Origin of the sequence: Streptomyces sp. Ag109_O5-1, assembly GCF_003814875.1 — a bacterium.
Lineage (GTDB): Bacteria > Actinomycetota > Actinomycetes > Streptomycetales > Streptomycetaceae > Streptomyces > Streptomyces sasae.
The window spans coordinates 4,600,508-4,620,254 of sequence record NZ_RKQF01000001.1 but is presented as its reverse complement, the minus strand read 5'-3'; the positions used below and the strand labels follow the sequence as shown (position 1 = coordinate 4,620,254).

The 19,747-nt window shown below is 71.4% G+C and carries 18 protein-coding genes and 1 pseudogene; 15 read left to right on the top strand and 4 right to left on the bottom strand.

The window, feature by feature from the left end:
• Positions 1 to 134: 134 nt before the first annotated feature.
• Positions 135 to 1,613, top strand: coding sequence for a GntP family permease (locus tag EDD90_RS20955; RefSeq protein WP_123974496.1), 1,479 nt, complete (start codon positions 135 to 137; stop codon positions 1,611 to 1,613).
• A gap of 78 nt (positions 1,614 to 1,691) precedes the next feature.
• Complete coding sequence (locus EDD90_RS20950; protein ID WP_123974495.1) at positions 1,692 to 2,273, top strand: hypothetical protein; 582 nt, start codon at positions 1,692 to 1,694, stop codon at positions 2,271 to 2,273.
• On the opposite strand, the pseudogene EDD90_RS20945 reads toward EDD90_RS20950, so the two are convergent.
• The 3 genes and pseudogenes from EDD90_RS20945 to EDD90_RS57455 all read right to left on the bottom strand — a co-directional run.
• Positions 2,270 to 2,509, bottom strand: a pseudogene (locus tag EDD90_RS20945) (zinc carboxypeptidase); the annotation flags it as partial. The gene EDD90_RS20950 and the pseudogene EDD90_RS20945 overlap by 4 nt on opposite strands.
• A gap of 17 nt (positions 2,510 to 2,526) precedes the next feature.
• Entirely contained in the window at positions 2,527 to 3,378 is an 852-nt protein-coding gene (locus EDD90_RS20940; protein WP_260327969.1) for a transposase, read from the bottom strand.
• Positions 3,379 to 3,828, bottom strand: coding sequence for a helix-turn-helix domain-containing protein (locus tag EDD90_RS57455; protein WP_260327968.1), 450 nt, complete (start codon positions 3,826 to 3,828; stop codon positions 3,379 to 3,381).
• A gap of 321 nt (positions 3,829 to 4,149) precedes the next feature.
• Between EDD90_RS57455 and EDD90_RS57450 the strand changes: the two genes are divergently transcribed.
• The 3 genes from EDD90_RS57450 to EDD90_RS20920 all read left to right on the top strand — a co-directional run bounded on the left by EDD90_RS57450 (position 4,150) and on the right by EDD90_RS20920 (position 8,408).
• Positions 4,150 to 6,888 (top strand): LuxR C-terminal-related transcriptional regulator, encoded by a 2,739-nt coding sequence (locus EDD90_RS57450; RefSeq protein ID WP_260327967.1) that lies wholly within the window; start codon positions 4,150 to 4,152, stop codon positions 6,886 to 6,888.
• A 15-nt stretch (positions 6,889 to 6,903) separates the two neighbouring features.
• The gene (locus EDD90_RS20925) at positions 6,904 to 7,821 is read left to right on the top strand and encodes an MEDS domain-containing protein (RefSeq protein ID WP_123974494.1); all 918 of its coding nucleotides are present in this window, start codon (positions 6,904 to 6,906) and stop codon (positions 7,819 to 7,821) included.
• A gap of 104 nt (positions 7,822 to 7,925) precedes the next feature.
• Positions 7,926 to 8,408 carry an ATP-binding protein gene (locus EDD90_RS20920; protein WP_260327966.1) on the top strand — a complete coding sequence of 161 codons (483 nt, stop codon included), beginning with the start codon at positions 7,926 to 7,928 and terminating at the stop codon, positions 8,406 to 8,408.
• Between the two features lie 63 nt (positions 8,409 to 8,471).
• Here the strand turns inward: EDD90_RS20920 and EDD90_RS20915 are convergent, their stop codons facing one another.
• Positions 8,472 to 10,196, bottom strand: a complete 1,725-nt coding sequence (locus tag EDD90_RS20915; protein WP_123974493.1) for a chitinase — start codon at positions 10,194 to 10,196, stop codon at positions 8,472 to 8,474.
• A gap of 350 nt (positions 10,197 to 10,546) precedes the next feature.
• On the opposite strand from EDD90_RS20915, the gene EDD90_RS20910 reads away from it, so the two are divergent.
• The 10 genes from EDD90_RS20910 (at position 10,547) to EDD90_RS20865 (ending at position 19,683) form a co-directional block, all read left to right on the top strand.
• The gene (locus tag EDD90_RS20910; RefSeq protein WP_260328737.1) at positions 10,547 to 11,374 is read left to right on the top strand and encodes a hypothetical protein; all 828 of its coding nucleotides are present in this window, start codon (positions 10,547 to 10,549) and stop codon (positions 11,372 to 11,374) included.
• Positions 11,375 to 11,468: 94 nt separating this feature from the next.
• Positions 11,469 to 12,170, top strand: coding sequence for a Flp pilus assembly protein CpaB (cpaB, locus tag EDD90_RS20905; protein WP_123974492.1), 702 nt, complete (start codon positions 11,469 to 11,471; stop codon positions 12,168 to 12,170).
• Between the two features lie 12 nt (positions 12,171 to 12,182).
• Positions 12,183 to 13,439, top strand: coding sequence for a P-loop NTPase (locus EDD90_RS20900; protein ID WP_123974491.1), 1,257 nt, complete (start codon positions 12,183 to 12,185; stop codon positions 13,437 to 13,439).
• 386 nt (positions 13,440 to 13,825) lie between these two features.
• Complete coding sequence (locus EDD90_RS20895) at positions 13,826 to 14,155, top strand: pilus assembly protein (protein ID WP_123974490.1); 330 nt, start codon at positions 13,826 to 13,828, stop codon at positions 14,153 to 14,155.
• Between the two features lies 1 nt (position 14,156).
• Positions 14,157 to 14,507 carry a TadE/TadG family type IV pilus assembly protein gene (locus EDD90_RS20890; RefSeq protein WP_123974489.1) on the top strand — a complete coding sequence of 117 codons (351 nt, stop codon included), beginning with the start codon at positions 14,157 to 14,159 and terminating at the stop codon, positions 14,505 to 14,507.
• 31 nt (positions 14,508 to 14,538) lie between these two features.
• Complete coding sequence (locus tag EDD90_RS20885) at positions 14,539 to 15,876, top strand: CpaF family protein (RefSeq protein WP_123974488.1); 1,338 nt, start codon at positions 14,539 to 14,541, stop codon at positions 15,874 to 15,876.
• Positions 15,877 to 15,879: 3 nt separating this feature from the next.
• The gene (locus EDD90_RS20880; protein WP_123974487.1) at positions 15,880 to 16,824 is read left to right on the top strand and encodes a type II secretion system F family protein; all 945 of its coding nucleotides are present in this window, start codon (positions 15,880 to 15,882) and stop codon (positions 16,822 to 16,824) included.
• Positions 16,825 to 16,832: 8 nt separating this feature from the next.
• Positions 16,833 to 17,720: a DUF5936 domain-containing protein gene (locus tag EDD90_RS20875; protein WP_123974486.1), complete on the top strand. Its 888-nt coding sequence runs from the start codon at positions 16,833 to 16,835 to the stop codon at positions 17,718 to 17,720.
• Positions 17,721 to 17,743: 23 nt separating this feature from the next.
• The gene (locus EDD90_RS20870; protein WP_398924923.1) at positions 17,744 to 18,964 is read left to right on the top strand and encodes a sensor histidine kinase; all 1,221 of its coding nucleotides are present in this window, start codon (positions 17,744 to 17,746) and stop codon (positions 18,962 to 18,964) included.
• Positions 18,961 to 19,683 carry a response regulator transcription factor gene (locus EDD90_RS20865; protein WP_123974485.1) on the top strand — a complete coding sequence of 241 codons (723 nt, stop codon included), beginning with the start codon at positions 18,961 to 18,963 and terminating at the stop codon, positions 19,681 to 19,683. The genes EDD90_RS20870 and EDD90_RS20865 overlap by 4 nt, the downstream gene beginning before the upstream one ends.
• Positions 19,684 to 19,747: the final 64 nt, after the last annotated feature.

The following is a 19,747-nucleotide window of genomic DNA, read 5'->3' as shown; positions in this document are numbered from 1 at the left end:
CGCACACCGTACGTCTGTCACGGCACGGCGCCCGCCCCGGGTGCCGTGCCGCGATCCCCCCTGCCCGGCTGTGCCCTTTGGGGGAAACCCCCTAACCCCCCGGACCATGTTCTTACGACGAAGAGGACCCCCACATGTCCCTGTCGCTCGCCGCCCCCACCACTCCCGCAGCCCCACCCCACACCGGCGGACTGCTCCTCCTCCTCGACGGCACGGCCGGCCTCCTCACCGTCGCCGCCATCGGTATCGCCCTGCTGCTCTTCCTGATCATCAAGGCGCGGCTGCAGCCCTTCGTCGCGCTGCTCGCCGTCTCCATAGCCGTCGGCCTGCTGGCCGGTCTCTCGGTCACCGAACTCTTCGGCACCGTGCAGCGTTCGGACGCCGTCTCCACCGTCGAGTCCGGCATGGGCGGCATCCTCGGCCATGTCGCGATCATCATCGGCCTCGGCACGATGCTCGGCGCGATCCTCGAAGTCAGCGGCGGCGCCGAGGTGCTGGCCACCCGGCTCCTCAACCTCTTCGGCGAGCGGCGGGCCCCGCTCGCGATGGGCCTGACCGGCCTGATCTTCGGTATCCCGGTCTTCTTCGACGTCGGCATCTTCGTGCTCGCGCCCCTCGTCTACGCGGCCGCCAAGCGCGGGGGCAAGTCGATCCTCCTCTACTGCCTCCCCCTTCTCGCCGGTCTCTCCATGACCCACGCCTTCCTGCCGCCGCACCCCGGGCCGGTGGCCGCCGCCGCGCTGCTGCACGTCCAGCTCGGCTGGGTGATCCTCATGGGCATCGTGTGCGGTATCCCGGCCGTGCTGGCCGCGTGGGCGTTCTCCGCGTGGATCGGCAAGCGGATCTTCGTCGCCGTACCGCAGGACATGGTCGAGGCGGCCGAGGAGGCCAAGCGGGCGGTGGCGGCGGAGCAGCGGGCGGCCGGAGTCGAGCCGCAGGAGAAGCCGGTGCCACTCGGCACGGTCCTCGCCATCATCGGTACCCCGCTCGTCCTCATCCTCGCCTCGACCTTCTCCTCGATCGCCCTGGGCCCCTCCACCGGCCGCTCGGTACTGGAGTTCTTCGGCACGCCGATGGTCGCCCTCACCCTCGCCCTGGTCCTCGCCTACTACCTGCTCGGCCTCCGGCGCGGCTGGTCCCGCAAGTCCCTGGAGACCGTCTCGACCGCGTCCCTCAAGCCGGTCGGCAACATCCTGCTGGTGGTCGGCGCGGGCGGGATCTTCGGCGCCGTACTGAAGGCGAGCGGGGTCGCCCAGGCCCTCTCCGACACGTTCAACGGCGTCGGCCTGCCGGTGATCGTCCTCGCCTACCTCATCTCCGTCGTCCTGCGGGTCGCGCAGGGCTCGGCGACGGTGGCGATCGTGACGACGGCCGGCATCGTGGCCCCGCTCCTCACCGAGGGCCATCACTCCCAGGCCTTCGTGGCCCTCGTCATCATGGCCATCTCGGCGGGCTCGATCTTCGCCTCGCACGTCAACGACGGCGGCTTCTGGATGGTCGCCAAGTACTTCGGCATCAGCGAACGGGACACCCTGAAGACCTGGACCGTGCTGGAGACGGTGCTGTCGGTGGTGGGGTTCGCGGTGGCGGCCGTGCTGAGCGTCTTCGTGTAGGCGTCTTCGTGTAGGCGTCTGATAACGAAGTTGGGGCTGGCTGTGCCCGGCACAGGTTCTTCGACCATACTGCCCGCTGTGGAGCAGCGCATAGGAGCCAACAGCAAGCCCCTGGAAGGCGCCGGATTCGACCCGGCCTTCATCCCCGGGCTCACCTCACCCGCGTCCGCCGAGCCGGAGGACGCGGCGCCGGAGGACGCCGAGGCGAAGGTTGCCGAGGTGAAGGCCCCCGAGGTGGACGAGGCCGCGGTGGAAGAGGCCGAGGCCGTCGCGCCGGAGGCCGAGGACGCGGCGGACGACGCCGAGGAAGAGCCCGCCGAGGGGCCCGTCTTCGAGGCCGCCGACCGCCGCGCCAGGATAGTGGCGGACCGCAGCGGTGTGCGCCTCGCCCTCGACGAGGAGAAGTGCGAGTTCCGCTGGGACGAGATCGGCGCGGTCGAGACCGAGGCGCCGCGTTTCGGCAAGCGCTTCACGATCACCGTCCACACCCCGGACCGCCGCTGGTACCCGATCGAGATCGAGGCGACGGCCCGGTCCCGCTTCAAGGAGTGGGAAGAGGAGCTGGACGCGGTCCTGGACGCGTACTTCGACGACGGTGCCGACGCGTCCGACGACACCGACACCGACGCCGACGAGGGCCGCGAGGAAGCGCGCGCCTAGCTGCAGTACTGCGCTTCCTTGCCGATCGCCCGATACACACAGTCCGCGTTCTCCAGCAACTGGAACACCGCGTCCCGGTTCCGGGAGGTCTCCCGCTCGATCACCTCGTCGGGCGGGTAGAACCCACCCCCGGAACTGGACGTCGGATACATCTCGGCGGCGTCGTCCGCGGTCATGCCGGTCGCCGTGTCCGCCGTCGTGTACCCGTACGGCCACAGCACCAGCTCGCTGTACGTTTGACATCCTCCCCCTCTTAAAAGTGGGGGATTCCAACCCGGTCGGGTTGAGGTTCACGGGCGCTCGAACGGCCGGTGGCCGTTGTCACCCCTCCGGCACCGGCTGTTCGCCGGGGGCGGGGGATCCCGCCCTGTCCTGCCGCGACGTTGATGCTCGCGTTCTCATCCGCGTTGCAGGTGAACCCGCAGGACACGCAGACGAAGTCGGCTTGGCTCTTGCGCGACTTCTTCTCGATCCAACCGCAGGCACTGCACCGCAGACTCGTGTACGGCGCCGGAACGTCCTCGACCAGGCCCGGAGCTTTCTGCTCCGTGCGTCGCCTCAGCAGGCCCCAGCCCTGGGCGAGGATGGCCCGGTTCAGCCCGGCCTTCTGCCGGACGTTCCTGCCGGGCTGCTCCGCGGTCCCCTTCGCGGAGCGGGTCATGCTCTTGATGTTCAGCTTCTCGAACCGCACCAGGTCGTAGCTGCGGGCGAGCATGGTGCTGGTCTTCTCGCACCAGTCCCTGCGCCGGTTCACCTCACGGGCCTTGAGTCCGGCGACCTTCGCGTACGCGGCGGTCTTGCGAGCGCTGCCCTTCGGGGCGCGGGGCGCGCGGCGCTCATGCTTGCGGATCCGTGCGCGCTCCCTGACCGTGAGCTGCGGGGAGTTCAGTTTGCGCCCGTCCGACAGGGCCGCCGTGATCCTCACGCCCCGGTCGATACCGATGACCTCACCCGTGCCCGGCGCGGGAGTTGGGTCAGGGATGACCGCGAACGCGATGTGCCACTGACCGTTGCGGTAGGTCACCCGGAACGTCTTCGCAACAGGAAGCCACGCGCCCTTGCCCTTGGCGCTGAGACGGAAGCGGACCCAGCCACAGCCGGGCACCTAGACCTGCGCCCACCGCCGGTTGACCTTCCGTACGACCACCAAGCGGCCCATGACCTGCTTACCGGTCTTCTGGTTCAGCCGCGGGCTGCCGTCCGGTTCGTACTCGGGTACACGGTCGGTGCCGATGACGCGGAAGCCCTCGTGCTGGTATTTCCTGCGCCAGGTCGGCTCGCCGAAGCCGGAGGTGAAGCGGGCGTTCCTGGCCTGAGCGAAGTCCTTCAGGGCCTGCTGCTGCACGTCCGCGTTCCCGGCCGCCAGCCACTCATTGTCACGCCGGGCCTCCGTCAGCTGGCGGCACTGCTCCGCAAAACCGGGCGCGGACCTGCGGCCCGGCTTCCGGTGCGCGTGCTGCTCGACAGCCAGATTCCACACGTACCGCGCGTGCGCGCAATGCAGGAGCATCTGCTCCGCCTGCGCGAGCGTCGGATACATCCGGAAACGTGACATGCTGCGAACCTAGTCACCACGTTCCCCGCCCGCGCACACCATCGATCAACCGCACCCGAATGAGTGACTGCGCCCGACTGCCGTCCGGCCGGCCATCAGCCACCCGGTCCGCGCTCATTGGCCGTCGACGGCATGAACAGGTCAAGAGGGTGAAATCGGCCGTGCGAATCGGCCCCCGCAGACGGGCCGCGCAGTGTACGCCCGCCCCCGCCCGCACAAGCGACCCCCGCCGAAGTACACCCGCCCGCGTGACCCCTGTGTGCGTTTCCCCGGTCAGCCGGGGGACCGTGGACGGACGGCCAACAGGAGGGCTGGCTGATCATGGGCGGATCAGCGCCGCGCGGGAGTTGCCGGCTGCCGGTCGAGACGACCAGCTTCGTCGACCGGAGAGAAGAACAGGCCGCGGGCCGCGAGCTGTTGGCCAAGGCGCGCCTTGTCACGCTCACCGGTCCCGGCGGCGTCGGCAAGACCCGCCTCGCCGCCCACATCGCGTCCCGCGTCGAACGCGCCTTCCCGGACGGGGTCCGCTACGTCGCCCTAGCCGGCCTCCGCGACCCCGAACTGGTCCCGCTGGCCGCCGCCGACGCCCTCGGCCTGCACGACCACTCCGACCGGCCCCCGCTGGACGCGCTGGTGCAACGGCTCCGAGACCGCCGGCTGCTCCTCGTCGTCGACAACTGCGAGCATCTCCTCGCCGCCTGTGCCGGCCTCGCCGCGGCCCTGCTGCGCGGCACCACCGGCGTCCGCGTCCTCGCCACCAGCCGGCATCGTCTCGGCCTCACCGAGGAACACCTCATGGAGGTACGACCGCTGCCGGTCCCCGACCCGGACGGCGACCTCTCCGCCGCCGAGTCGCACCCGGCCCTCGCCCTCTTCGCCGACCGCGCCGCCGCCGTACTCCCCGGCTTCCGGCTCACCCCCGCCAACCGGGCCGCCGTAGCCCGCCTGTGCCGACGCCTCGACGGACTCCCCCTCGCCATCGAACTGGCCGCCGTCCGGATGCGCGTCCTCGGCCTCGACCAGCTCCTCGCCCGCCTCGACGACCGCTACCGCCTCCTCACCGCCGGCAGCCCCGCCGCCCTGCCCCGCCATCAGACGCTGCGCGCGGCCGTCGACTGGAGCCACGAACTCTGCACCGAGCAGGAGCAGTCGGCATGGGCCCACCTGTCGGTACTCCCCGGAAGCTTCGACCTGGAGACAGCCGAGACGGTATGCCGGGCCCCGGCCTGCGCCGAGAACGGCTGCTCGGATCCGGTGCCGGCCGAGGGTGTATGCCGGGGGCCGGTGTCGGCCGAGGGTGTATGCCGGGGGCCGGTGTCGGCCGAGGGTGTATGCCGGGGCCCGGCCTCGGTCGAAGGCGGGCGTTCGGGTTCGGTCTCGGCTGAGGTTGCGCATCGCGGGCCGGTGCCGGCCGAGGGCGTATGCCGGGGGCCGGTCTCGGCCGAAGACGGCTGCTCGGGTTCGGTGTCGGCCGAAGACGGCTGCTCGGGTTCGGTGTCGGCCGAGGTCATGTGTCGGAGGTTGGCATCCACCCCGGCTGTATGCCAGGGCCCGGCCCCGGTCGAGGCCGTCTGCCAGGGCCCGGCCCCGGTCGAAGCCGTCTGGCAGGGTCCGGCTCCGGCTCAAGTCGGGTGTCATGGCCCTGGTTCGCTTGACGTCCTCGAAGCCGTGGCCGGGCTTGTGGACAAGTCCGTGCTTGTGCGTGAGGACGATCCGGACGGTGGTGGGGCCCGGTACCGGCTTCTCGACACACTTCGCCACTACGGCCTCGAACGGCTGCGTGAGCGCCCCGGTGCGGAGGTCGCCGTACGGCGCCGGCATCGTGACCGCACCCAGCGGTACGCCGCCGCCTGCGAGGCCGCCTGGTTCGGGCCCGGGCAGCGGGAGATCGTCGCCCGGCTCCGCGCCGACCGGGACAATCTGCGCGCCGCCCTCGACTTCAGCCTGACCACCCCGGGCGAGGCCCTCGCCGCGCTGCGGCTCGCGGGCACCCTCTGGTTCCACTGGCATGCCTGCGGCGCCCCGCGCGAGGGCCGCCACTGGCTCGACCGCGCCCTCGACGCCAACCCCGAGCCGACCCCCGAACGCGCCCGCGCCCTCTGGGTCTCCGCCCTCCTCGCCGGCAGCCCCGAGGACCTCACCCGGGGCCTGCGCCGCGCCCGCGAGGCCCGCGCCCTGGCCGAGCGGTTGGGCGACCCCGCGGAGGCCGCCCACGCCGACTACGTCATCGGCGTCGTCCAGCTCTTCGCCGACGACCTGACCGCCGCCCACGCCCACTACGAGACCACCGTCGCCCGCGGCCCCGTACCCGGCCAGCACCTCAGTCTGCACGGCCTCGACATGGTCGAACTGGCCTGCGCGCACGCCTTCCTCGGCCGCCCTGACCGGGCCACCGCCGTCTGCGAGCAGGCCCTGCGGCTGTGCGAGGCGCACGGCGAGGACTGGGTCCGCTCCTACGTCCTGCGCATCCTCGCCCTCGCCCACGCCGTCCGAGCCGACTGGCCGCGCGCCGAACCCTGCGCCCGCCAGGCGCTGCGCCGCAAACTCGACGTGCACGATGTCATCGGCATCGGGCTCACCCTCGACCTGCTCGCGAGGATCGCGGACGGCCTCGGCGCCGCCGAGCGCACCGCCGTCCTGCTCGGCGGCGCCGACCGCGTCTGGTCCGACATCGACCGCGACCGCTGGGGGTCCACCGCCCTCAACTCCGCACGGCGCGCGTGCGAGACCAGCGCCCGGGCGGCCCTGGGACCAGGGGGGTACGAGCGGGCGTACGGCCGGGGCGCGGCGTTCGGCCTCGCGGAGATCGTGGCGTACGCCCTCGACGAGGAACTCCAAGGACCGGAAAGGCAGCCCGAGTTGCGGATGTCGCCCGTCCGGCTCACCCGCCGCGAGACCGAGGTCGCCGAACTCGTCGCCGAGGGGCTGGGCAACCAGCAGATCGCCGACCGCCTGGTCATCGCCCGCCGCACCGCCGAGGGCCATGTGGAACGCATCCTCGGCAAGCTCGGCTTCAGCAACCGCAGCCAGATCGCCGCCTGGGTGACCGCCCGGCGCTGACGCACAGGAGACCCGATGAGCAGCAGTACGAACGCGCGGCCCGCAGCGGCCCGTGCGCCCTTCGACCACCGGATGGCCGTGTTCGGCTCGGACGACGCGTTCGTCGCCGCCGCCTTGCCCTTCCTCGCCGAGGGCCTAGCCGCCGACGAGCCCCCGCCCGTCGCCATCGCCGCCCCCGCCCGGCTGGCCGCCCTGCGGGACACGCTCGGCGCCGACGCCAAGGAGATCGGCTTCATCGACCACACCGACTGGTACACCGGCACCGCCGCCAACGCCGTGGCCCAGGGCGCCGGTTACCTCGCCGCCCACGCCGGGCCCGGCGGTCGTATCCATCTCCTCATGGAGCCCGACTGGGCGGGGCGCGCGGGCCGTTCGGCGCGGGAGAGCACCGAGTGGATCCGCTACGAGTCCCTCGCCAACCTCCTCTTCGCGCCCTTCGGCACCACGGCGTTGTGCGCGTACGACACCCGGACGGCGGGCCCGGCCGTCGTCGACGCGGCCCGCCGCGCCCACCCGGGTACCGGGGTGTACGAGCAACCGTCGGTGCTGGTCCGTGAGTTGGATGTCGTACCGCTGCCGCCGCCCCCGCTGTCGGCCGCCCGGCTGCCGGGTCCGGAGGCGGTGTGCGCCTGGTCGGCCGGGCTCGGACTCCCCGCCGCGGACTCCGAGTTGTTCACCAGCGCGGTGGTGGAGGCGGCGACCGCGCACGGACCGGTGATCGAGATCCTGGCCTGGGGCGAGGCCCCGGCCTGTCTGGTCGAGCTGCGGCTGTGCCGGGCGGTCGACGATCCGCTGGCCGGATTCGTGCCGCCGCCGAGCGGGGAGCCGGCGCCGGGGCAGGGGCTGTGGTTCACCCGCCAGGTGTGCGCGTACGTCGATGTCCGGGACGGGGTGCCGGGGGACGGGGCGAGGATCCGCGTCCAGTACGCGTGAGCGAGATGCCGTACGCGCGTACCCCTGCGGCTGCCCATACGCAGGTAGGGAATGGGGTAATCCTCCCCCTGCCCGGGGAGCCGGGGACGGGCAGGCTGGGGGACATGCTGCAATCCTCCGGGGGCCGTCTCCCGGATCCCGACCCTCAGTACGCCGCGTACCCGCAGCCCCCGACCCGGGCCGGTCATCTGAGCGTCGAGTACGACCCCCGTCCCACGGCGGCCGGGGAGGCCCGGGTGGCGGTGCGGCGGCAGCTGGAGGAGTGGGGACTGGCGGAGCAGGACGATGTGGCGGAAGTGGCCGAACTCCTGGTCGGCGAGCTGGCCGCCAACGCGCTGTGCCATGCGGCGAGCCGGTTCCGGCTCACTCTGTGGGCCTCGCACGGCGTGCTGCGCTGCGAGGTCGCCGACGAGGACCGCCGCCCCCCGAGGCTGCTGGACGCGGGCCTCTCGGAGGGCGGCAGGGGGATGTACCTGGTGGATGCGCTTGCCCGGCGCTGGGGCTGCCACCAGGAGGGGCCGGGCAAGACCGTGTGGTTCGAGCTCGGCACCTGCGGATGCGACGGCTGCGGTCGGCGGCAGCCGTAGCGCCCGCCCCACAGCCCGCCCGGGTCCCGGCGGCCTGCCCGGCCGCCGGGACCCATCCACGGGTTACGGCAGGGCGTGGACGTGGGCGCCCACCGAGGACGACCAGGCGTTCCCGGCGGCCGCGTCCCAGTTCGTCGACCAGGTCATCGCACCCCGCAGGCCGGGGTAGGTCGTCGACGGCTTGAACGAGCCGCAGTTGATGCCCTTGGCCAGGCAGTCCAGGGCGTTGTTCACCACGGTCGGGGAGACATACCCGCTGCCCGCCGCACTGGTCGACGCCGGCAGGCCGAGGCCCACCTGGGACGGGGCCAGACCGCCCTGCAGCTGGATGCAGGCCAGCGCGGTGAGGAAGTCCACCGAGCCCTGGCTGTACACCTTGCCGTCGCAGCCCAGCATCGAACCGCTGTTGTAGTACTGCATGTTGACGATGGTGAGGATGTCCTTGATGTTCAGGGCCGTCTGGAAGTACCCGTTGGACGTCGACTGCATGTCGATCGTCTGCGGGGCCATCGTGATGATCAGCGACGAGCCCGCCTTGGCCGACAGCGAGCGCAGCGCCTGGCTCATGTACGTGGCGTTGATGCCGTTCTCCAGATCGATGTCGACGCCGTCGAAGCCGTACGTCTGCATCAGCGAATAGACGGAGTTGGCGAAGTTCGTCGCGGACGCCGAGTCGCTCACCGAGATCGTGCCGTTCTGGCCGCCGATCGAGATGATGACCTTCTTGCCGGCCGCCTGCTTGGCCTTGATGTCGGCCTTGAACTGGTCGACCGTGTACCCGCCGAGCCCGGAGGAGTCGAGGGTGAAGCTCACCGCGCCGGGTGTGCTGGTCGCGTCCGCGAAGGCGACGGCGATGATGTCGTACGAGGACGGCACGTCCGAGATCTTCTGGACGGTGGCGCCGTTGTTGAAGTTCTGCCAGTAGCCCGTCACCGCGTGCTTGGGCAGGGAGCCGCCGCCACCCGTGCCGGTCGCGGTGGTCGTCGCCGTCACCGCCGTCGACTTCGCCGACTCACCCGCCGAGTTGGTCGCGGTGACCTGGAAGGAGTACGACGTCGAGGCCGCGAGCCCGGTGACCGTGGCCGAGGCGCCGGTGACCGCCGCGACCTTGGTGCCGTTCTGGTAGACGTTGTAGCCGGTCGCGCCGGACACCGCGCCCCAGGAGAGGGAGGCGGAGGAGGACGTCGTGCCGGAGACCGCGAGGCCGGCCGGGGTCGCCGGGACGGTCGGGGCCGGGTCGGAGCCGCCACCGCCGTCGGGGCCGTAGACCGAGAAGTCGTCGGCGTAGTAGGCGGCCTGGCCGTACCAGCCGTGGGTCCAGACCGTCACCGAGGTGGTCGAGGAACCGGTGGTGAAGGTCGTCGACAGCTGTGTCCAGGACGTGTTCGGGGTCCAGGTCGACACGTCCGTGGTGCCGGTGCCGGTCACACCGAGGTAGGTGTAGGAGCCCTGTACCCACGCGCTCAGCGTGTACGTCGAGTTGGCCTTCACCGCCACCGTCTGGCTGCACTGGGCGTAGTCCTGCCCGGCCGGGGTCGCCTTCAGCGCGGCGGCGCCGGAGTGGACGGGGGAGGAGACCGTCGTACCGCTGCCCGCGGAGCAGGTCCAGTTGCTCAGACCCGACTCGAAGCCGGGGTTCTTCGCGTTGTTGACGTCGGCGGCGGAGGCGGGGGAGGCGGCGAGGCCCGCCATCGCGAGGGCCGTGGCGAGGGTGGCCACGGCCGACCAGGTTCGGATGCGTCGCCGTCCGGTGTGGGGGGACGCCAGTCGGGGGATGAGTCTGGGCATGACAATCAAGGTGGTCCAGACCAATTCAGCTGTCAATAGGTCCAGACCAAATTCCGCGAACGGGGGAGGGGGTGCGGGGTGGAGTGAGGGGGACCGGAAACGGGAAGGGGACGGCCGGAACTGGCCTCGGTCATATGCTCAACCTGTCCCGATTTGGCGGCACTTGTGCGGTCACGGATCCCAGACAGCTACACAAACGCTGTTCTCCGGTCACAGAGGCGTGGATACAGTGCTGAGGTAGTCACGCAATGAAGTCGTCCCGGCTCATTGGAGTAACACCGGTGGGCCGCCGGGGTGTGAAGAGCGGGGAGCTGCGCGTGCCAACTGCCATTGCCGTGACCAGCGCCGACATGGCGCTGCCGGCGCAGGACGAGCGGACCATGCCCGCGGTCGTGCTCCGGGACCTGGACCAGCGGCCCCTCGAACAGACCCTCGCCGAGTTCGTGGCCCTCATCGAACAGCACGGACATGTGATCGTCGTGTGCTCGGGCGCCGTACCGGAGCCCGTGATCCGGCGCCTGTACACGCTCCGTTCGCTGCTGGAGAGCGACCGGATCGCGCTGTTCCGCCCCGGCCTGCCGCCCCTCGGTATCGCCGTCCTGACCCGGCAGCTGCGCCAGCTGGCCTCCTGCGACCTCAGTCCCGGTGTGCTCGCGTCGGCCGGCCGGCTGCTCACCCACTACATCCACTCCGGCGCGGTCCTCGGCTCCGTCGCCAAGCTGGACCGCGTCCCGATCACCCTCAAGGCGCACGCCAAGTCCTGGATGCCCGGCACCCAGTTCGGCGTCGTCGCCCACCCCGAGCCGCAGCTGGTCCGGATCGGCCCGGAGGCCGTGCTGAACGGCCCCGAGTTCGGCACCTGGATGCTGCTCGCCAAGGGGCAGTTGCAGTCGGACTGGATCGGCGGCCTCACCAAGTCCTGGGGCGCGCACGGGCTGCGCGAGACCCCGCTGCCGGCCGAGTCGTCCGAGTGGTGGGGGACCGGCCGGCTGATCGAGTTCACCAGCTATCTCGCCGACCTCTCGGTCCTCTACCAACTGGTCACCTCCGTACGGCAGACCAGCTGTCACTGGTGTGGCATCGACGTCATCGGCGACCGCTGCGTCTTCTGCTCCGCCACCCCGCCCGGGTACGACCCGCCGCCGCCCCGCGCACTGGAACAGCGCACGCCGGCCTGACGTCCGAGGGCGGCGGCCGCCCTCGGGCCGGTCGCTCCGACCACCGCACGGTATCCCCCACTTGCCCGCTTCCCCGATGAGGTCGCACGGTCCCATGAACTCCCGTCAGCGCCGCGGCGTGATACTCCTGATCCTGTCGGTGATCTGCGCGCTCGGCGCGTTCGCCGGCGTGCTCTCCGTCATCGACGACGTGAAGTCCAAGGTCGGCCCCGAGGTCACCGCCTACGAACTCCGCTCCGACGTGGCGCCCTACACGACCCTGAACTCGGGCCAGTTCAAGAAGATCTCGATGCCCCAGCGGTGGCTGTCCCCCAACGCGGTCACCGACCTCGCCGGGATCCAGGGCAAGATCGCGGTCACCACGCTGAAGAAGGGCTCGCTGCTCCAGTCCGACATGATCGTCGACCAGCCCGCGCTCAAGCCGGGCCAGCAGGAGGTCGCGATCATGATCGACGCGGCCACCGGGGTCGCCGGCAAGATCACCCCGGGCTCGCTGGTCAACGTCTACGCCACCTTCCAGGGCAAGCAGTCCAGCGACCCCGACCAGTCGAAGATCATCGTGACCAACGCCCGGGTCCTGGACGTCGGCGAACTCACCTCGCTGGAACCGGACAACAAGAACCAGCAGCCCACCGACGCCGTCCCCATCACCTTCGCGCTGTCCACGCTCGACGCCCAGCGCCTCACCTACGCGGAGTCCTTCGCCCAGCGGGTCCGGCTCGCCCTGGTCGCGCCCGGCACGACGACCACCGTGCCGGACAAGGACCGTACGTACGAACTCGCGACGGACAAGTGAGAGGCGCCTCGCATGCCCATCAGGATCCTCCCCGCCGTCGGTGACGCGGACGCCGTCCGCTCCCTCGTCTCCCTGCTCAGCCAGCTCCCCGACGCCGAGCCGCTGCCGCCCGTCGTCGACTCCACCCAACTCGTCGACATGCTCGCCCGGTTCGCCGCCGACTCCGTCGACGAACTCCCCGAGGTCGTCGTCGTCCACGAACGCATCGGCCCCGTCCCGGCGCTGGAACTGATCCGCGAGGTCGCGCTCCGCTTCCCCGCCGTGGGCGTCGTCCTCGTCACCACCGACACCAGCCCCGGCCTGTTCGCCGCCGCGATGGACTCCGGCGCCCGCGGCCTGGTCGGGCTCCCGCTGAGCTACGAGGAGCTGGCCGGCCGCGTGCAGGCGGTCGCCCAGTGGTCCACGGGCGTACGACGCCATCTCGGCCACGGGGCCGACGTGTTCGCCGGAGTCGGCGGCACCGTCGTCACCGTGAGCGGTGCGAAGGGCGGCACCGGCGCGACCCTGGTCGCCGTCCAGCTCGCCCTCGCCGCGCAGGCCTCCGGCCACTCCACCGCCCTCGTCGACCTCGACCTCCAGACCGGCGACGTCGCCTCCTACCTGGACGTCCAGTTCCGCCGCTCGGTCGCCGACCTCGCCGCGGTCAACGACATCTCCCCGCGGGTGATGGCCGAGGCCGTCTTCCGCCATGACTCCGGACTGGCGCTGCTCCTCGCCCCGGCCGAAGGCGAACGCGGCGAGGAGGTCACCGACCGCGCCGCCCGCCAGATCCTCAGCGCCCTGCGCTCCCGCCACGAGATGGTGATCGTCGACTGCGGCGCCCAGCTCAGCGGAGCGGGCGCGGCGGCCGTGGAGACCGCGGACCTGGCGCTCCTGGTGACCACGCCGGACGTCGTCGCCGTACGCGCGGCGAAGCGCACCGTTCGGATGTGGGACCGGCTGCAGATCCGCAAGGCCGAGGAGACGACGGTGGTGGTCAACCGGTACACGCGTGCCACCGAGATCCAGCCGGCGCTGATCCAGCGGATCACCGGCACGGCACTGGCGGGCACGGCGATCCCGGCCAACTTCAAGGAACTCCAGGCCTCGGTGGACGCCGGCCGGATGCACGAGCTGGACTCCAGAAGCACGGTGAAGCAGGCGCTGTGGGGGCTGGCCGGGGAGCTGGGGCTGGTGCGGACGGGGGAGGGCCGTCCGGCACCGACGCGACGGGCGCGGGGCGGGGAGCGGGCCGCGGTGGGGTTCAGACGGCGGAAGGAGCTGCCGTGAGGCGCGGGAGGGCGGGCTCGGGGTGGCTGTCGGGCCGTCGGTCGGATGCGGGCTCGGGGTGGCTGTCGGGTCGTCGGTCGGGTGCGGGTTCGGGGCTGTCGGGTCGTCGGTCGGGTGCGGGTTCGGGGCTGCCGGGTCGTCGGTCGGGTGCGGGCTCGGGATCGGCGGGTCGTCGGTCGGGTGCGGGTGCGTGGGGGCTGAGCGCGCACTTCCCCGCGCGCCTTGGGCGCGCTTCAGTGAGGCGCGTCTTTGAAGCGCCCCGCAGGACAGCGCCCCATGGGGGCGCGGGGAACTGCGCGACCAGCCCCCACCGGCCCGCAGACGATCACCGACCCGCCGCCACCCTCCCCCGCGACCGCGGACAGGTCTCCATAGAACTCCTCGGCATGACCCCGATCATCATCCTGACCCTCGTCCTGGTCTGGCAGGCGGTCCTCGTCGGCTACGCCTTCACCCTCGCCGGAAACGCCGCCGACGAGGGCGTACGGGCGGGCACGGCCGTCCCCCGGGGCGAGCGCTTCGCCGCCTGCCAGAAGGCCGCCCTGGAGGATCTCTCCAGCGCCTGGCGGCAGGGCGCGTCCGTGGACGACTGCGGCGGCACCGGCACGGTGACCGCGGACGTCTCCCTGCGCGTCCCGGTCCTCTTCCCCGGCACCATCGACTTCCCCGTCACCGTGCACGGCCACGCCGGCACGGTGGAGGAGGTGAAGCACTGAGATGTCCCCCCGCTGCCGCCGGCACACCCGCGACCGCGGCCAGGTCGCCGTCGAGTACCTCGGCTTCATCCCCGTCCTCCTCATCGTCGCCCTGGCCGGCATCCAGCTCGGCGCCGTCGCCTACGCCGCCGAGCAGGCCGGGACCGCGGCACGGGCGGGGGCCCGGGCCGCCTCGCTGCAGGAGGACGTCGGCGCGGCCTGCGCGAGCGCGGTCAGCAGCGGGATCGACGTCAGCTGTGCCTCCTCCGGCGGCGGCGACTCGGTCACCGTGACCGCCACGGTCCACATCCCCAAGATCGTCTGGGACCTGGGCAACGCCACCAAGTCCGCCACGATGCCCGTCGACCACTGAACGTCGAGCACTGAAAGAGGAGCACGGCAACATGAGCCTGCGGGCACGTATCAACTCCCCCGAGGAGACCGGCAGCCGGGGCGAGGACGGCCACCTGGTCTCCTCCTACCGCGCCAAGCTCCTGGAGGAGATCGACCTCGCGGAGATGAGCGCGCTGGCCGCCGCCGAGCGCCGGGCGCGGCTCGAACGCGTCCTCGGCCACATCATCAGCCGCGAGGGCCCGGTCCTGTCGACCGCCGAACGCTCCCAGCTGATCCGCCGGGTCGTCGACGAGGCGCTGGGCCTCGGCATCCTGGAGCCGCTCCTCGAAGACGCGTCGATCACGGAAATCATGGTGAACGGCCCCGACGCGATCTTCGTCGAACGCGGCGGACGGGTGGAGCAGTTGCCGCTGCGCTTCGTCTCCTCCGACCAGCTGATGCAGACCATCGAACGGATCGTCTCGACGGTCAACCGCCGCGTGGACGAGTCGAACCCGATGGTCGACGCCCGCCTTCCCTCCGGCGAACGCGTCAACGTCATCATCCCGCCGCTCTCGCTCACCGGCCCGATCCTCACCATCCGCCGCTTCCCGCGCTCCTTCACCCTCCAGGAGCTGATCGGCTTCGGCTCGCTCGACGAGCACATGGTGTTCCTGCTGGCGGGCCTGGTGCAGGCGAAGTTCAACATCATCGTCTCGGGAGCCACCGGCACCGGGAAGACGACCCTCCTGAACGCACTCTCGGGCCTCATCCCCGCCCACGAACGCATCATCACCATCGAGGACTCCGCCGAACTCCAGCTCCAGCAGTCGCACGTGGTCCGACTGGAGTCCCGCCCGTCGAACGTCGAGGGCAAGGGCCAGGTCACCATCCGCGACCTGGTCCGCAACTCGCTGCGCATGCGTCCCGACCGGATCGTGGTCGGTGAGGTCCGCGGCGGCGAGTCCCTCGACATGCTCCAGGCCATGTCCACGGGCCACGACGGCTCTCTCGCCACCGTCCACGCCAACAGCGCCGAGGACGCCCTGACCCGCCTCCAGACCCTGGCCTCCATGTCCGACGTCGAGGTCCCCTTCGTTGCCCTGCACGACCAGATCAACAGCGCGGTCGAGGTGATCGTCCAGCTCACCCGGTTCGGCGACGGCGCCCGCCGGATCACCGAGATCGCGATGCTGGACAGCCACGGCAGCGAGCCGTACCGGCTGGCGACCGTGGCCCGCTTCGACGCCCAGCCCATGACCCACGACGGCCGGGTCTACGGCGACTTCCGGTACTTCCCGCTCCCGCGCCGCACCGCCGACCGCCTCTACATGGCAAGCCAGCCGATCCCGCAGGCGTTCGGCGTCGCCGAGCACCTGCACCAGCTCACCACCCGAGAAGCGAGGTAGACCATGTCCCTCCACGACCTCGTCGGCCTCACCACCGGAGTCACCCTGCTGGCCTGCCTGCTGGCCGTGGTGGGCCTGCACACCTACGCCTCCGGCCGGGCCCAGCGCGCCGCCCTGGTGGACCGCCTCTCCTACACGGGCCAGGTCCCGCTGTCCGGCCGGCGCCGCCGCTTCCGCGACCTGGACCGCCGGCTGCGGCGCACGTCACTCGGCCGCCGTCTCGAACTCCGCCTGGCGGCAACGGGCCTGGACGTCACCCCTGGCGAGTTCTTCGTCTACATGCTGGCGACCGTCGTCGCCCTCTGGCTCATCGGCCAGGCCGCCCTGGCCCCCTTCTTCGGCCCGATCGCAGGCCTCCTCGGCGTCTTCGCCGCCGTCCAGTTCCTCAACTGGCAGCGGCAGAAACGCATCGAGCGGTTCATCGGCCAACTCCCCGAACTCGCCCGCATCCTGGCCAACGCCACCCACGCCGGCCTCGCCCTGCGCACCGCGATCGGCATGGCGGCGGAGGAGCTGGAGGCCCCGGCGGGCGAGGAACTCGCCAAGGTCGCCGACCAGTTGGCGATCGGCCACTCCATGGACGACGCGCTGGGCGAGCTGGCCGAACGCCTCCCGTCCCGCGAACTGGTCGTCCTGGTCACCACGCTCGTCCTCTCCAACCGGGCGGGCGGCCAGGTGGTGTCGGCCCTGCGCAACCTCACCGAGACCCTGGAGGAACGCAAGGAGACCCGCCGCGAGATCCGCACCCAGCTCTCCCAGGTGACGATGACGTCGTACGCCGTCCCGGCACTGGGCATCGGCGCCCTGTTCCTGATGAACGGGGTCAAGGACGGCACGCTGGACCGCATGACGGGCTCCGCGCTCGGCCAGGCGGCGGTGCTCATCGCCTTCGGCCTGTACGTCGTCGGCTTCGTCCTCATCCGCCGCCTGAGCCGAATCGACGTATAGGGGTCGTCATGGCACTGATCCTGGCCCTCCTCATGGCCCTCGGCATCTGGGGCGCCTTCGCGGGCGTCCGCATGTACCGGGCGGACGCGAAACTCCCCTCCGACCTGGCGATCGCACTGGAGGTGGGCGCCACCCGCACCGGCGCCGCCAACTCCCTCATCGACCGTATGGGCATGCGGTACGCCCCCGCGGTGCTCCGCCTGATGGGCCCGCGCCTGGTGGCCAAGTACCGCCGCAAGATCGACCTCGCGGGCAACCCCGGCGGCCTCACCATCGACCGCTACGCGGCCCGCAGAGCGGTCTACGGCGCGCTGGGCGCCGTGGGCTGCCTGGTCTTCCTCCTGCGCGGCCAGTACCTGGTGGCCCTGATCCTCCTGCTGTTCGGCGCGTTCTGGACGGAGGTCGGCATCTGGTCGGCGATCCGCATCCGCAAGGACGTCATCGAACGCACCCTGCCGGACTTCCTCGACGTCCTGGCGGTCGTGGTGGGCGCGGGCCTCGGCTTCCGCCAGGCGCTGGACCGCGTCGCCACCCACTACGAGGGCCCGTGGGCGGACGAACTCCGCATCACCCTGCGCCAGATGGACCTGGGCATGAGCCGCCGCCAGGCCTTCGCGGAACTCCGGCGCCGCAACGACTCCGAACAGGTCGCGATGTTCGTGACCGCGTTGCAGCAGGGCGAGGAACTGGGCGCGCCGATCGTCGACACCCTGGTGGCGCTGGCCAAGGACATGCGCCGTACGGACGCCCAGAACGCCCGCCGCAAGGCGGCCCGGGCGGTCCCGAAGGCCACGCTGATGATCACTACGTTCATGGTCCCGGCGACGATGCTCCTGCTGGCGGCGGGCCTGCTGCTGGGCTCCGGGATCAACCTCGGCTCGGTCACGGGGAAGTAGACGGGGTGACGACCGTGGCAACCGTGGCGACCAGGGAGGCCGGCGAGAAGGTAGAGATCCGCGCCCTCCAGGCGATGTGCCGCCAGGTCTTCGGCTTCCGCCTGGCGATGATCGCGGTGGCGACCCCCGCGGCCCTGCTCAACGCCACCCCCGGCCTGGGCGCACGCCTGGTCGGCTCGGCCGTGGTCGTCACCTTCATGATCTCGTACGTCCTCTTCCGCGACTGGCAGCGCTTCGCCCCCCTCCTCCTGCGCCACCCCACCCTCCTGGCCGTCGACACCCTCTTCGGCTCCTTCCTCCTGGTCTCGGCGGGCCCCGACACGACCTTGGCCTACGTCAGCGTCTGCACCCCGCTCCTCGCCGGCCTCCTCTACAGCTGGCGCGGAGCGGCCGTCTTCGCGTCCCTCCAGTCGGTGATCCTGCTCCTGGTCGAGACGACGCTGAAGCACCCGGCACCGGCCGTGGCCGAGTCCCTCCTCCTGCCCGGCCTGTGCGTGATCACGGGCGCGATGGGCTCGACTCTGCGCACGCTCATGCTCCGCTTCGGCACCGCGACCGAGGCCCTGACCGAGACCCGGGCCCGCCTCGCCGCAACCGAGGCGGTGAGCGCGGAACGCGCCCGGCTGGCCCGCGAGATGCACGACTCGGTGACCAAGACCCTGTACGGCGTGGCGCTCGTCGCCGACGGCCTCGCGGAGTCGGCGGCCGCGTCCCCGGACCGCCTGGACCCGGCGCTGATCAGACAGCAGGCGCAACTGGTGGCGAGCGCGGCCCGCAAGGCGGCGGCGGAATCCCGGGACCTCCTGACGGACCTGCGGAGCGAAAGGGCAGACATGGCCCCGGACCTGCTCTCCGAACTGCACGCCCTCACAAGGGACTTCGCGACACGTACGGCCCTGCCGGCGTCGTACGACGGCCCCACCGCCCCCCTCCCCCTGCCCCCCGCCACGACCCGTCAGCTGCTGAGCATCGCGGGGGAGGCCCTGGAGAACGCGCATCGCCACGCGCGGGCGACGAGGGTGGACGTACGGGCGGAGACCACCCCCACCCACCTGGTGATGACGATCCACGACGACGGCCGGGGCCTCTCCCCGGACACGACACTGGAAGACCTGGCCCGCACCGGCCACTTCGGCCTTCTGGGCATGACGGAGCGAGCGGCGTCCGTGGGCGCCCGAATCCAACTCACCACCGACAAGGGTGACAACGGCACGAAGGTCCGTGTGGAGGTGCCACTGACATGATCGAGACGAGGGAGGGCCTGCGCGTCCTGGTGGCCGACGACAACCCGGTCATCCGCGCGGGCCTGACGGCGGTCCTCTCCGCGGCGGACGACCTCACGGTGGTGGCCGAGGCGGAGGACGGCCGTGCGGCCTACGACGCGGCCCTGCGCCACCGCCCCGACGTCATCCTCCTGGACGTCCGCATGCCGGGTGTGGACGGTATGGCGGCACTGCCGCACCTGGTCCGTCTGGCCCCCGTCATGATGCTGACGTACAGCGACGAGACGGAGATCGTCCAGGAGGCCGTACGGCTGGGCGCCGGGGGCTACCTGGTCCACGGCGAGTTCACGACGCAGCAGCTCACCCAGGCGGTACGGGACGTGGGCGGCGGCCGCCCGCACTTCACGCCGACCGCGACGGATGCGTTGCTGGCGCATATCAGAAACCATGCACCCGCACACCCGAAACCCCAACTCGGGCCCGAGCCTCCACAAATCTCTCCGCAAAACCTTTCGCGAATGCAACCGAATGTGGGACAGTCATCACGGTCCCGGTTTCAACTGAGCGGCAGGGAGGCGGAGATCATGGACTTCATCGCGTCCGGCATGAACAACCAGCAGATCGCCGCCGTCTGCTTCATCAGCGAGAAGACGGTCAAGAACCACATCAACCGCATCTTCGCCAAGCTCCACACCACCACCCGCGCCCAGGCGACGGCCAAGTGGCTGGGGGTCGTCTGAGATGAACAGGATGAACTGGGTCCGGATTTGGGCCCTGGGACCCTCCGCCGATGGGTATGTTCCG

Coding starts and splice junctions, on each gene's coding strand:
- EDD90_RS57455 (WP_260327968.1), bottom strand. CDS start 3,828: ATGTCACGTTTCCGGATGTATCCGACGCTCGCGCAGGCGGAGCAGATG.
- EDD90_RS20880 (WP_123974487.1), top strand. CDS start 15,880: ATGTCCCTCCACGACCTCGTCGGCCTCACCACCGGAGTCACCCTGCTG.
- EDD90_RS20910 (WP_260328737.1), top strand. CDS start 10,547: ATGGCGCTGCCGGCGCAGGACGAGCGGACCATGCCCGCGGTCGTGCTC.
- EDD90_RS20955 (WP_123974496.1), top strand. CDS start 135: ATGTCCCTGTCGCTCGCCGCCCCCACCACTCCCGCAGCCCCACCCCAC.
- EDD90_RS20875 (WP_123974486.1), top strand. CDS start 16,833: ATGGCACTGATCCTGGCCCTCCTCATGGCCCTCGGCATCTGGGGCGCC.
- cpaB (WP_123974492.1), top strand. CDS start 11,469: ATGAACTCCCGTCAGCGCCGCGGCGTGATACTCCTGATCCTGTCGGTG.
- EDD90_RS20895 (WP_123974490.1), top strand. CDS start 13,826: ATGACCCCGATCATCATCCTGACCCTCGTCCTGGTCTGGCAGGCGGTC.
- EDD90_RS20915 (WP_123974493.1), bottom strand. CDS start 10,196: ATGCCCAGACTCATCCCCCGACTGGCGTCCCCCCACACCGGACGGCGA.
- EDD90_RS20885 (WP_123974488.1), top strand. CDS start 14,539: ATGAGCCTGCGGGCACGTATCAACTCCCCCGAGGAGACCGGCAGCCGG.
- EDD90_RS20890 (WP_123974489.1), top strand. CDS start 14,157: ATGTCCCCCCGCTGCCGCCGGCACACCCGCGACCGCGGCCAGGTCGCC.
- EDD90_RS20900 (WP_123974491.1), top strand. CDS start 12,183: ATGCCCATCAGGATCCTCCCCGCCGTCGGTGACGCGGACGCCGTCCGC.
- EDD90_RS20920 (WP_260327966.1), top strand. CDS start 7,926: ATGCTGCAATCCTCCGGGGGCCGTCTCCCGGATCCCGACCCTCAGTAC.
- EDD90_RS20865 (WP_123974485.1), top strand. CDS start 18,961: ATGATCGAGACGAGGGAGGGCCTGCGCGTCCTGGTGGCCGACGACAAC.
- EDD90_RS20925 (WP_123974494.1), top strand. CDS start 6,904: ATGAGCAGCAGTACGAACGCGCGGCCCGCAGCGGCCCGTGCGCCCTTC.
- EDD90_RS57450 (WP_260327967.1), top strand. CDS start 4,150: ATGGGCGGATCAGCGCCGCGCGGGAGTTGCCGGCTGCCGGTCGAGACG.